We start from the raw sequence: 11,967 nt of genomic DNA on the forward strand, positions 1-11,967 counted from the left end.
CTATATATCATCACTGAGCATTCATTGCTTTAGCTACGGCGGCGCTTTCTAATAACCCTACCTGTTCAGGAATAAGGACGTTTATATGAATGACCTCTCGCAGCCAGCAATAAAATTGCCCATTGCGCCGCAAAAGTATGTTGATGAAAACATTGCCGTGTTTCGCGGCGTGGTTAAGAAATATAATATGGATGGTTATCAGTTCACCGCAATAAAAGATGCAAACTGCGCTATTCCTCGCGGCGAGATAACCTATGTTTATGGCCCTTCGGGCAGCGGAAAAACCACCTTCCTGAATATGCTCAGTATGCTCGATAAACCCGATGCGGGAGAGATAAGCCTGTTAGGCAAAGATGTGCTGACGATGAGCGATAACGAAGCTGCCGATTTTCGCTCACGGCATATAGGGTTTATCTTCCAGTCATTCAATCTTATACCGGTGCTTTCGGTCAGGGAAAATGTTGAATTTCCTCTACTGCGCCATGGGTTATCCCGCAAAGAGCGCCGCGAAAAGGCGGAGCACTACCTGGAAGCCGTGGGACTCAAAGATTATCTTGGCCGCCGCTTAGGGGCTATCAGCGGCGGGCAGCGTCAGCGTGTGGCGATTGCCCGTGCGCTGGTGACAACGCCTTCATTAGTTATTGCTGATGAACCAACAGCAAATCTGGACTCCGCAACGTCGGATGAAATTATGAACCTGATGCTGGAGATGCGTCGCAAATTTGATACCAGCTTCGTTATCTGTACCCACAACGAAAATCTACTCAGGGACACCGGGCGCTTAATCCATATCGTGGACGGCGAACTGCAGGATATTGGAGGTCTGCAATGATCTGGTCAATTGCACTGCGTAATTTACTTAAAAATGGTCGCCGCTCGGTAATCACCATCATGTCTATCGGCATTGGTGGGTTAGCGATGATGCTTTTTGGCGGTTTTGTCACCTCTATTTATTTTGGCGTGCAGACCAGCATGATTCAGGAGCAGGGTCAGCTGCAAATATACCAGCAGGGATATTTAAAATATGGTGCCGCTGATCCTGATAACTACACGATAGGCAACTACCAGGCCGTTACCGATTTGTTGTTAAAAGACCCGGAGTTGAAGCAGCAAATTTCAGTTATTACCCCGCAAATTTATCTTGCCGGTATTGCCGGTGTGGTTGCTACCGATAACAGTAAAACCTTTATTGGCCGCGGTATTCGCCCGGCCGACCTGGACAAAATGCGCAACTGGGATGGCTGGCATGTCAACGTCAGTACTCCCCCTACCGGGCTTGATCAGGACGAACGCGATGGCGCAGTCGTCGGCATTGGCATGGCGCGTTTACTGGGGTTATGTAAGCCCCTCAATATTACGAAATGCGAAGACCCGCCGACATTAACCAAAGTTATTTCCGACGAACAGGTAGATATGAGCGGCCTGCTCTCCGCTGAGGACACCGCGCAGCTTAGCCAGCAGGCAAATAATGATAAAGGCCCGCAGGTTAATCTGCTTGCAGCCACATCTGAAGGCGTGCCGAATATCGTCAGCGTGCATGTCAAAAAAGCACAGTCCCAGGCGCAACGTTCGCTGGATGATGCCTTTGTCATGCTAAATTTCGATTTGGCACGCGAACTGCTGTATGACAACGAACCACGCGCCACTACGCTGTTAATTCAGTTAAACAATCCTGACCTGGTTGAACAGGTCAGGCAGCGTATTCAGCAGAAGCTGAATGCCAGCGGTATGAAACTGGAAGTCTTCCGCTTTAACGAAGTCGACCCCTCCTTCGACCGTATCTTCGCCATGTTTACGTTCATCTTTGGCGTGGTCTCCGTTTTCCTCGGCATCGTTATCATTTTCACCATCGCCAACACCATTAATCTGACGGTGATGGAGCGCGTAGGGGAGATCGGTACGATTCGCGCAATGGGCTTCCGCCGCAGCTTCATTATGCGGATGTTTATCTCTGAAAGTGCGCTGATGGGCCTGTTTGGCACGCTCTTCGCCCTGATTCTGACCCTGGTTATTAGCACGATTATCAACAGTATGCATCTGGGCTGGACTCCGCCGAGCAACGCCACCCCCATCACTATCGATCTGATGATCCTCAAAAATCCAAAACTGGTGCTTGGCATCATGGGATTCCTGTTCGTGCTTTCCGTGCTGGCTGCCATTCTGCCGACCTTCAAAGCATCCCGCATGAACATTATTTCAGCCATACATCATGTCTGACGACCGGAGGCTCCTGATGCAAACAACATGGTTATTGCCGCTGCGTATGCTCTGTCTGCTGGGGGCGTTCTGCGCCCTGCCGGCACAGGCCGATCGGGCTTTCGATATCCTGGCGCGTTCAGATGCGATCCGTAATCCACAAGAGTCATTCGTGGTGAATGTTTCGCTCAAGCAATACGAAGCCAACAAGCTCACTGATGAAAATCAGGTCACGACGCATTCACGGCAGAATAAAAACGGCCAGTTTTTGACGATTGTGCATATCGACAAGCCGACGAATGACCGTGGCAAGCTATTGCTGCGTAACGACAATATTCTCTGGTTTTACGATCCGAAATCCAAAGCATCGGTTCGCATGTCGCCACGCCAGCGCCTGCTGGGCAATGCATCCAATGGCGATGTCATCACCTCCAACTTCACGCTGGATTACCATGCCGTGCTCAAAGGCGAGGAAACAATCACCGATGGTGAACGGCAGCAGCGGCCGGCCTGGAAGCTGGAGCTGAGTTCAATCAGTGAGTTTGCGCCCTACAAGCGCGTCGAACTGTGGGTAGATAAAGAGAACGATCGTCCGCTGAAAGGTAAGTTTTACGGCAACAGCGGCAAGCTCTTAAAAGTTGCCTGGTACCGCAACTGGCAGACGGTTTTTGAGCGCGTACGCCCAACTGAAGTGGTGATTGGCGACGGTTTTAATCCTAATAAAGTCACGCTGATGCAGATGAGCCAGTACCGCCAGAAAGACCTGCCGCTGTCATGGTTTAACAAAGAGTGGCTGTCACACTTTACCTCTCAGGGGGAAAGGTGAAACACGCAAGTCTGCCACTCTATCTCGCGGCCTCTCTTTGCAGCCCGGCGCTACAGGCAGAGGATTTGGTTCCTGATTTACCTGACTCTGCGCAGGACTCCCTCTCCCCGGCGGCGGCACCGCCGCTGGGGCGTTTTAGCCTCGAGTTAAAAGGCCAGGGAATAGCTGACTGGCGCAAGCATGATTCGGGGGTGGCTTCCGGGCGTGTTTCCGCACGCCTGACCGGTGCGCAGGAGCTGACCGAAGCGTTAGGTATTGAGGTGGACACCCGCCTGCGCAGCCAGGTCAACAGCCGGGAAAGTTACCAGATTGAACAGGATTCTCGCCTGGATGTGCAGTCACTGGCTTTTACCTGGAGCGCCATCCCCTCATGGCGCTGGATAGCCGGGCGAACCAATATCCGCAACGGTGTTGCCAGCGGATTTAACCCTACGGACTGGTTCAAAGAAAACAGCCAGGTGATTATCGAAAGTCTGGACACCGCGGACAGGCGGGAAGATCGCCTGGGCGTGGTGGCGATAGAAGGCGTCTGGCTAACTGCGCAGAGCATTCTTAGCTTCGGCTACCGGCCCGATTTACATGCTAAGCCGCAAACCGCTGCGGGCAACGCCGAGGTTGTTGGGCTGGGGCTGGATCGCACCAATAATCAGGATGCGCTGTTCGTGAAATACGCCCCTTCACCGGCGTCATGGGACAATGTGTCCCTCACTCTTAGCTCGCTGTATCTGCGCGATCGGCCCGGCCTTGGTGCGGAGCTGAGCATGGCGATGAGTGACAATGTGGTGTTGTACAGTGAATGGTTTGGTCAACAACGCCAAAGCCTTGCTGATGAAGCCATGACACCCGATCGCGATAATCAGCGCTGGTATAACCAGCTGGCGCTGGGGGGAACCTGGTCTGCCCCGGAAGTCATGGTCAACGATGAAGATCTGGCGCTCAGCCTGGAGTATCACTTCAACGAAGCGGGCCTCAAGCAGCATCAGCTTGATGCCTGGAGCAAAGCCATCCGGTCAGGAAATCCACAGGCAGGCAGCATAGCCGCCCTTGCCAACGTGAAGCAGGAGCCTCTGGCCACCCATCAGGCATTTACGCGGCTGGCATGGAATGACTTCTGGGCCGACAACGATCTCTCTTTGATAACCACCGTGACGCCGATGGATGGCAGCGGCTTTACCCAGCTGGCTCTCAGCATTCCTGCGACCACAGAATTACGTCTCGATCTCAAGGGATATCACTACTTCGGTGCAACCGACACCCTCTATGGTAGCAGCGGTTACAAAGACGGCGTGATGATCTCCTTTATCTACACACTTTGATTACCAGGGGGCACAGTGGAAACATTATTGATTGATGATGATATTGAGTTTTCCGAGCTGCTTCGCCAGCATATGGCGCTCTACAGCATCAACCTGACGCTAAGTCATACCCCTTCTCAGGCGCTGGCATTGCTTGACCAACAGCGTTTCGACGTCATTTTACTGGATATTATGCTGCCGGAAATGAACGGGTTTGAGCTGTGCCAACTGATACGCAATCAGTCACATTTAAATCAGTATTCACCGTTGATTATGCTCACGGCGCGCAATGAGACGGTCAACATGATAGTCGGACTGGAAACCGGGGCCGATGATTATGTCGCCAAACCTTTTGAACCTCGCGAACTCATCGCCCGAATTTATGCCGTTCAGCGCCGTATTCGTATCACCAGTACGTCTCTGGAAGGCAAAGAAAAAAGCGTGGTGCTGGGTCGCCATATCCTGTCGGTCAACTCCTCTCAGGTGCGGGTAACTGTTAACGAACAGATGTTAAATCTGACGTCAAGCGAGGTTGATCTTCTGGCGCGCCTGATAGAAACGCCCGGTGAAATATGCCTGCGCGCCGAACTTGAAAGCCACCTTTCCTCCACTCAGGGGCATAATTACCGCAGCCTGGACGCATTAATTTATCGGATTCGCGGCAAGATTCGTGGAATTACCGGGGACGAAGAGTTCATTATTACCATTCGTGCGCACGGATATATGCTGAACGGCGTGCCCAACCAGGAAATAATCACAAAGGATTGTAGTAATGATTAAATGGCTTTCGTCTCGCACTGTCTTTTCGATGCTGCTATTAAATACCGTTATCTCAACCTGCGTGCTGGTTGTCGTGCTGGTATTTTCATTACAGCGCGTGGCCGACGAGCATCCGCGCCGTTACCTTTCTAAAACGCTTTTCGCCAATTTGGTTGCCGATAAAACCCCAGAGCAGCTGGCTAATATGCAGGTGGATGGCATCCCACTGAAAGTGATCCCCGCAGCCGAAATGTATAGCGATGCGAATAAAGACTATTTGCAGCTTTTAACCATGGCGCAGCGTGATGCCGATGGCATCGCCATGATAGCCAATGGCGATCATTACATTGCTGCGGCTTATAACAGTGATGAATTTATCGTGCTGCCGCAGTTTGGCCGTTCACTGTCCTCGCAGGCGCTGCATCTTATTGGCGGTGTGGTTATCGCGGTTATTCTGGTGCTGCTGATTAACTTCTACACCATTCACCTGCTGACGCGGCCGTTTATCGAATTAAGACGTGGTGTGCGGCACGCGGATAAAGGCGATCTTAATTATCGAATTCCCCTCGACCGTACCTACGGCGAATACCGCACCCTTGCCGATAGCTTTAACAATATGCTCGCGCGTTTATGCCACATTCACGAAGCTCGTCGTCATATGCTTCTGGCTATCCCGCATGAAGTGCGTACGCCGCTGGCTCGTTTGAAAGTTCGCAAAGATCTCATCACCGATGAGGCGCTACGCCTGGGGATCCTCAACGATATTGTCAATGTTGAACGTATTCTGGATGCGATTCTCTATACCGAAAAAAATCAGTCAGGCGAGGGCGATATCCCCTTGCACCGCATCGCGCTGGTGCGCTTTTTCAATGAAATTGCCGAAGAATATCGCCACGGCAAGAGTGAGATTTTAGTCAGCATAAATACCCAGCGCCCATGCTTTTACAGCCACCCGGTCATGATGGCCGTGTTAATGCGCAATCTTATTGGTAATGCGGTGTTCTATGGACAGTCGCGCCCGGTAACGATAAGCGTGAGCGAAGTGGATGAAGCGTTAGTGATTGAAGTCTCAGACCAGGGAATCGGCATTGCCGCTGACCAGCTGCCGTTTATGACAGAACCGTTCTGGCGCGCGGACCCATCGCGTCAACGTGAATCCGGGGGGTATGGGCTTGGCCTGTATATCTGTAAAACCATTGTCGATGGTCTGCATGGTGAGCTGACGATCGACAGCGTTGAGGGGCAAGGCACCACCATTCGAATTTCGTTGCTTAACGCTTTTACTAAGCCTGAATTTCAGGGGGAATAATGCATTCTGATACCCAATGTCTTACTGCTACGCCCTTTTTAGATTTTGATTCGCCCATCGTGCAGGCTTTCGTGGCACAGGCTTTACCGGAAGAGGCCGACGATAAACGCAGCCAGGCTATCGCGTTATATTATGCCGTGCGCGATAGCATTCTTTACGATGTCTATGACGCCCCGATGGACGCCGAGGGTTTGCGCGCCAGCAGCGTTTTGCTTTCTGGTAGCGGCATGTGCATTCACAAATCTGTGGTTTACTGCGCCGCACTGCGGATGATTGGCGTGCCCGCCAGGCTGTGGTTTGCGGATGTACGAAATCACCTCAGCTCTGCCCGCCTGCGGGAATATGTCGGCGGGGACACTTTCCATTTCCACTGCCTGGTCGAAATGAATCTGGACGGGGAAAACTGGATCAAAGCAACGCCGGTTTTTAACCGCCAGCTATGTTTGCTGTATAAAATGGCGCCGCTGGATTTTGACGGCTTCCAGGACAGCATCCACCACCCTTTCGATCGCTCCGGCAATAAATACATGGAGTTCGTCAGGCAGCACGGCAGCTTTGACGATTTGCCTTATGAGTGGCTGATGCACGGACTGCGTGAACAACATCCTAAAATGTTCAACGCTGAACGGCAGAACTTTCGCCAAAATTCGCTTATCCGGGACGCGTGGAGTGAATAAGCGTGCCCCGACCAGCCGGTCGGGGCACTGATTTACTGCGCCAGATACTGCCGTAAACGTCTGGCAGCAAGCTCTGCGGAATGCAGACACCCTTCCATGGTATGCCCCTCCAGATAATCGCCCGCTATCTCCAGCCCGCCGATGGTCTCCACGCCGGCAAGCAGCGTTGATTTAACCCGGGAAAAATAGGGCGCATAGGCGCATATACCGCCCATATGGCGAGTTACGCAGGCTTTGACCCTGTTACCGGTGATGGGTAAATAACGGGAGAACTCCGCCTCTGCCAGTGAGATTAGCTCGTCGTCCGGCAAATGCAGCACTTTGCGCGCCTCGGCCCCTGACAGGGTAAAGCGCACCTGTTCCGGGTGATAAAGACGGTTTGCAGAACAGTGGCCCAGAACGGAACCGGGATCGAACATGATCGAATTGATGCCGTCACGGAACACCGGCTTATCGTAACTGGCGTTGATCATCGCCAGCGGGAAATAGCGAATTTCTTCGCAGGCCTGCTGTGCCGCCGCGGGTAGATCCACCAGCCGTTTAAAAACGTGGGCAGGAACGGCGGAAATAACCGCGTCCGTTGCTATTGTTTGTACGCCTTCCCCGGTGTCAATCTCAAGGCCGGTAACTTTCCCGTCAGCGATCGCAATGCGCTTCACGCTTTCGCCAAAACGAATCTGCTTATTGCGCGCCAGTGCCTGATGAAAACGTTGTATGCCGCCCCGAACGGCAAAATGCCGCCCTTTGCCGAACCCGGAAGTGAACAGCATCAGCAGCGAAGGATAAACTTCGCCGGGTTCGGCCGCGCCCATGATTATCGTAAACATGCGTATTGGCCCGGCCAGTAGCGAAGGAGCAAAGTGCCCGGCCACGGGTTTATGATCCCAACGCTTTTCGACCTCTTCGATTAAGCCATTACTGTGGTTAAGCTCATCCGCATGTTTACGCGAATAGCTCAGAAAGTTTTTCAGCTGTAGAGAGCCGCGAATACCAAGCCGCAAACCAAGGCGTAAGTCACCTTTTAGGGTGCGGCTTTTATCCATTTTTAGCAGCTGGTTGTTCAGCACCAGATGAAAATCAGGATGCTGGGGGTCAAACTCGCCGATCCCAAACGAAGTGAGCAAGGCGTTGAAGCGAGTCCATTGCGATGAGAAGTTTTTGCCACCGACTTCAAACAGAATATCGCCCTCCATCCTGCCAGCCGCCCGCCCCCCGACTCCTTCTGACGCTTCATGGATAACACATTCAATTCCCCGCTCTGCCAGGTAATGCGCGGCCCCCAGCCCGGAGACCCCCGCGCCAATAATATGTACGGTTTTCATACTCCTTTTTCCCTTAGCTCCATTTTATTTCTGGCACGCCGGACCCGGCCGGAATGCATTTCACATCGGGCAAAACGCTGCCCGACGGCCCACAGATCGGCGCCGCGGGTAAAATGGCGGCCCATATCTTTATCCTGCCCGCTGTCGCTGGTCATCAGAAAGCTGCTGCCGGAATGTAACGGCAGCGTTTGCCTGAGGCTGACCCCCAGCAGGATGTCGCGCAGCCGGACTGACCCGGCATGATTCAGGCTGCGCTGCAGCTGCATAAAAGCTTCCAGCAAATAGAGAGGATGCATCTGTCCATAGCTGTCTGCCAGCCAGTTGTTCGGATGAGGAGGTAAAGCGTGACACTTGATTTCGCCCTGCGGTGAAACGCAGGGCGCTTCAATCATCACGTTCTCGTCCCGGACTTTATTAACCTGTGCTTTGGCGACCGGCTGCCCGGTTTGCAGAGGTAAATACGTCAGCGAGGTTGCGGGCAGCGGTGTAAAGACCCAATGCAGCACGGCGTGAACTTCCTGATGCTGGCTAATTGTGATGTCACATGCCCATCCTTCCCCCTGCGGCCGGCAACGCCCGCTGAGCACGACCGCGTCGTCAAACAGACAGTACTTACTGAAACTGGCATCCAGGGCAGCTGCTAACCATTGCCCATCGGGTAGCATTTCGAGAGCGAGCTGATGCCCCCCCTCCAGCAAAAGCAGCCCGGGAATATGGTCATGAGGGTGATCGAAGAAAAAGGGGTGCTGCCGGTCGAGGGTTAATTGCGCACTCGCTGTTCCTTGCGTCATGCGAACATCGTTAATCACGCGGTTTTCAGGTATCTGACGTAACATTGCCGTGTTGCTCATCATTCACTCCTTTTTAAATACCGGATGTAATTCTCCAGCGCCGCTTCCGGACATTCCTGTTGTGCCTGCGCCTGTGCTATCACTTCACATGCCCGACTGCCGATAATGGCAATATCCGCACCCTGTCGATAAGCCTGCGCAACATCTGACGGGCTTTTCAGGCCGAAGCCTAAAGCGACTGGCAGGCTGGTAAGTGTTTTCAGGCGGGCAATTTCGCGGTGTATTTGTGACGAATCGGAAGCGCTGCCTCCGGAGCGGCCAAAACGTGAAACCAGATAAATAAAACCGCCAGATTGCGCCAGAACCCGTAAACGAACCGGCTCAGGGCTGCTGAGATATAAAGTCCCCACCACTGGCAAACCTGACTCCAGCGCCGTGGCGTAAAACGCCTCCCTGGCGCGGGGTGGTAAACCGTGGGGTAGCACCGCCGCGGCACCGGCCTGTTTTAGCGCCCGCAGCACCGGGGCATTCCCTTCCCGGGCAAAAACATGGCTGTAATCCACCAGGGCAACGATATGCAGGGAGGACGAGAACTCCCTGATTAACGGCAGCAGATCCTGCCAGACCGTGCCCCGCGCCAGCGCCTTGCTGTGCGCGTTACGGACAACTTCGCCATCGGTGAACGCATTGGGAAAAGGGGCGCACAACTCAACGATCTCAACGCCGTTACGTACGCAGCAGGCCAATAAACGCCGGGTTTGTTCCAGTCCGCCATATCCCGCCATCAGCAGCAGGCATAGCGCCGGTGAATCTAACGGGGCCAGGGGGCGTAGTGACTCAGACATCAGCTTCTTCTCCTGCCCGCAGCGACTTGACCAGCCCGTACAGCGGGGTGCCAATGTACCCATCCTTGCGGGCGGCGCTGTCGATATCCAGTGCTTCAATACCTGCCATTTGTGCCAGGGAGCCAATAGAGGCTGCATGAATCCCTCCCGCAAGCCACAGCCTGCGTCCGGCAAGCTGCTCAACCATATTTTCTACCACCCTGACGGGTAGCGCCTGGCCAGTGCTGCCGATCTGCCGCTTATCGACAAATCTATCAATCAGATAAATATCCACTCCCGCGTCATCATAGGCGGTTAACCAGCGTAGCTCGGGACATTCCCCAGCATCGTTGACATGTAACGTCTTGATAATGCTTAAACCTTGCTGTCTGAGGCGCGCAACGTCCGTTGGGGAGGTAAATCCGTGTAGCTGCACCCATTTCACCCCACAGCGCTGCATCATTTCCCCAGGCGCAGGCCAGGATGGGCGGACGCAAACGACGACAGGCTTCGGCCCCCGGCAGGCCGCCGCCAGCTGGCACAACCGCGCATCGGGAAGTGAGCGAGGATGGTTTTCGATACCGCTCCACAACCCGACATAGCTGACCTGACAGTGATTGAGAATTTCTATTTCATCTAAGCGGGTCGCACCGCATATTTTTAATTCCATTCACCCTCCTTCCCTTTGCCCGCAGAAATAATAATCACTGGCGGCAAAGGCCATAATAGTCTTAACTTATTACTCAGAAAGCATACGCCTGCGACCTCCGTTGCAGTAACTTATTATCTGTATTTAGCGAATGAAAGATTACATTAAATCACACGAAAACGGCGCAATCTCCTGTCGGTCAAATCTCACACTCCAACAGCAATAATACTTTGTGATAAATAATAATAAATTATCGTTCTCTGGGTAATTATAAAATCATGCTGTTTGCATTTACATATTTAGCCATTTGTTCCGCACTGTAGATGTTGTTATTTTCAAGTTGCGCATCACCATCCAAAGTTTGGGTGGCATCTATTCTTAATTAAAAGGGATGATTGTCATGAATGGAAATAAAAAGCTGTTTGCCTCGATTTTGGCTACGGCAATGCTTATCGCATCACCTGGCTTCGCGGCAGAAAAAGGGGCAACCCCGCTGCCAGAGGCAAAAACATGTCACGACGTGCTGCTAGGCATTCAAAATCGTTACAACGGCTACGACAGCTGGCGAATGATTAAAATGACCATAACCGATGAAAATGAGAATGTTAAAACGCGTACTATCACCGCCACTCATTATAACAAAGGGATTAACCGCGTTTTGCGCAGCCGCGTATTAGAACCACAAGAGCTGAAAGATTCCGAAGCCTACGCGCTGGACTATTTCGTAGAGGGTAAATCCGATAAAGTCTGGCGCTATTTGCCTGACAGCAAAAAAGTACTGGATGTTCAGTCAAAAGATTTAAGCAGCCGCCTGTACGGTTCAGATATGAATATCGGTGAAATGTTAATTCGTCTGGCCCGAGATTACGACTGTAAAACGCTGGGTGAAGGTGTTTATCAGGGCCTGAGCGTTTATAAACTGTATGTGAGCCCCAATAATGAAGAGGAAATCATTCGTCTGGGCCTGCGGGACGGTGAAGTGTGGGTTGAGAAGGCAACCTTCCTGCCGGTTTACAGCGTCTTCAACGCTGATGCCCCTAACGAACAGCGCGTATTTGAAACCTATAACCAGCGCTGGGTAGATGGGGTGTTTGTTCCTGATCTATATAAAATTGCCACCCTGAAAGATGGCCGCACCGTGTCGCATTCTGTATTCCAGGTATACGGTGAACGCTATAACCTCGGCTTACCGGAAAGCTGGTATGACGTTAAAGATTTGGGCAACCTAAAATCAAGCTGGAGAGTGTATCGCTCGCCAGGCTTCCCCCTCAAAACACTGCCATAAAATTATTGCTATGGGCCATCACCCCACCCACGGC

General features: G+C 52.6%; 12 protein-coding genes. 8 read left to right on the forward strand and 4 right to left on the reverse strand.

From position 1 onward, the window contains the following. Nucleotides 1-85 precede the first annotated feature (85 nt). From AAE045_RS02860 to AAE045_RS02890, 7 genes are read left to right on the forward strand one after another with little or no spacing between them, the layout of a single operon-like run. On the forward strand, nt 86-832 hold the full coding sequence (locus AAE045_RS02860; protein WP_455546379.1) for an ABC transporter ATP-binding protein: 747 nt from the start codon (nt 86-88) through the stop codon (nt 830-832). Further along, nucleotides 829-2,217 (forward strand): ABC transporter permease, encoded by a 1,389-nt coding sequence (locus AAE045_RS02865; protein ID WP_455546380.1) that lies wholly within the window; start codon nt 829-831, stop codon nt 2,215-2,217. The genes AAE045_RS02860 and AAE045_RS02865 overlap by 4 nt, the downstream gene beginning before the upstream one ends. A 16-nt stretch (nt 2,218-2,233) precedes the next feature. Then, nucleotides 2,234-3,022, forward strand: coding sequence for an outer membrane lipoprotein-sorting protein (locus AAE045_RS02870; RefSeq protein ID WP_455546381.1), 789 nt, complete (start codon nt 2,234-2,236; stop codon nt 3,020-3,022). Further along, on the forward strand, nt 3,019-4,338 hold the full coding sequence (locus AAE045_RS02875) for a hypothetical protein (protein WP_455546382.1): 1,320 nt from the start codon (nt 3,019-3,021) through the stop codon (nt 4,336-4,338). Before AAE045_RS02870 ends, AAE045_RS02875 begins: the two co-directional genes overlap by 4 nt. Nucleotides 4,339-4,353: 15 nt before the next feature. After that, nucleotides 4,354-5,097 (forward strand): response regulator transcription factor, encoded by a 744-nt coding sequence (locus AAE045_RS02880; protein ID WP_455546383.1) that lies wholly within the window; start codon nt 4,354-4,356, stop codon nt 5,095-5,097. Then, nucleotides 5,090-6,385, forward strand: a complete 1,296-nt coding sequence (locus AAE045_RS02885; RefSeq protein ID WP_455546384.1) for a sensor histidine kinase — start codon at nt 5,090-5,092, stop codon at nt 6,383-6,385. The genes AAE045_RS02880 and AAE045_RS02885 overlap by 8 nt, the downstream gene beginning before the upstream one ends. After that, entirely contained in the window at nt 6,385-7,062 is a 678-nt protein-coding gene (locus AAE045_RS02890; protein ID WP_455546385.1) for a transglutaminase-like domain-containing protein, read from the forward strand. The genes AAE045_RS02885 and AAE045_RS02890 overlap by 1 nt, the downstream gene beginning before the upstream one ends. 32 nt (nt 7,063-7,094) lie before the next feature. Here AAE045_RS02890 and AAE045_RS02895 read toward each other — a convergent pair whose 3' ends face one another. The 4 genes from AAE045_RS02895 to AAE045_RS02910 are packed head-to-tail and all read right to left on the reverse strand — an operon-like array spanning nt 7,095 to nt 10,669. After that, the gene (locus tag AAE045_RS02895; RefSeq protein ID WP_455546386.1) at nt 7,095-8,384 is read right to left on the reverse strand and encodes a protoporphyrinogen/coproporphyrinogen oxidase; all 1,290 of its coding nucleotides are present in this window, start codon (nt 8,382-8,384) and stop codon (nt 7,095-7,097) included. Next, entirely contained in the window at nt 8,381-9,235 is an 855-nt protein-coding gene (locus AAE045_RS02900; RefSeq protein ID WP_455546387.1) for an AfsA-related hotdog domain-containing protein, read from the reverse strand. Before AAE045_RS02900 ends, AAE045_RS02895 begins: the two co-directional genes overlap by 4 nt. Beyond that, a complete protein-coding gene (trpA, locus tag AAE045_RS02905; protein WP_455546388.1) occupies nt 9,235-10,020 on the reverse strand; it encodes a tryptophan synthase subunit alpha in 786 nt (261 codons plus the stop codon). The genes AAE045_RS02900 and trpA overlap by 1 nt, the downstream gene beginning before the upstream one ends. Beyond that, nucleotides 10,013-10,669 (reverse strand): phosphoribosylanthranilate isomerase, encoded by a 657-nt coding sequence (locus AAE045_RS02910; protein WP_455546389.1) that lies wholly within the window; start codon nt 10,667-10,669, stop codon nt 10,013-10,015. The genes trpA and AAE045_RS02910 overlap by 8 nt, the downstream gene beginning before the upstream one ends. 379 nt (nt 10,670-11,048) lie before the next feature. Between AAE045_RS02910 and AAE045_RS02915 the strand changes: the two genes are divergently transcribed. Continuing rightward, nucleotides 11,049-11,933 (forward strand): outer membrane lipoprotein-sorting protein, encoded by an 885-nt coding sequence (locus tag AAE045_RS02915; RefSeq protein WP_455546390.1) that lies wholly within the window; start codon nt 11,049-11,051, stop codon nt 11,931-11,933. Nucleotides 11,934-11,967 lie beyond the last annotated feature (34 nt).

The organism is Dryocola clanedunensis (genome assembly GCF_038405435.1).
Taxonomy (GTDB): domain Bacteria; phylum Pseudomonadota; class Gammaproteobacteria; order Enterobacterales; family Enterobacteriaceae; genus Dryocola; species Dryocola clanedunensis_A.

Coding starts and splice junctions, on each gene's coding strand:
- AAE045_RS02865 (WP_455546380.1), top strand. CDS start 829: ATGATCTGGTCAATTGCACTGCGTAATTTACTTAAAAATGGTCGCCGC.
- AAE045_RS02885 (WP_455546384.1), top strand. CDS start 5,090: ATGATTAAATGGCTTTCGTCTCGCACTGTCTTTTCGATGCTGCTATTA.
- AAE045_RS02860 (WP_455546379.1), top strand. CDS start 86: ATGAATGACCTCTCGCAGCCAGCAATAAAATTGCCCATTGCGCCGCAA.
- AAE045_RS02915 (WP_455546390.1), top strand. CDS start 11,049: ATGAATGGAAATAAAAAGCTGTTTGCCTCGATTTTGGCTACGGCAATG.
- trpA (WP_455546388.1), bottom strand. CDS start 10,020: ATGTCTGAGTCACTACGCCCCCTGGCCCCGTTAGATTCACCGGCGCTA.
- AAE045_RS02890 (WP_455546385.1), top strand. CDS start 6,385: ATGCATTCTGATACCCAATGTCTTACTGCTACGCCCTTTTTAGATTTT.
- AAE045_RS02870 (WP_455546381.1), top strand. CDS start 2,234: ATGCAAACAACATGGTTATTGCCGCTGCGTATGCTCTGTCTGCTGGGG.
- AAE045_RS02895 (WP_455546386.1), bottom strand. CDS start 8,384: ATGAAAACCGTACATATTATTGGCGCGGGGGTCTCCGGGCTGGGGGCC.
- AAE045_RS02900 (WP_455546387.1), bottom strand. CDS start 9,235: ATGAGCAACACGGCAATGTTACGTCAGATACCTGAAAACCGCGTGATT.
- AAE045_RS02910 (WP_455546389.1), bottom strand. CDS start 10,669: ATGGAATTAAAAATATGCGGTGCGACCCGCTTAGATGAAATAGAAATT.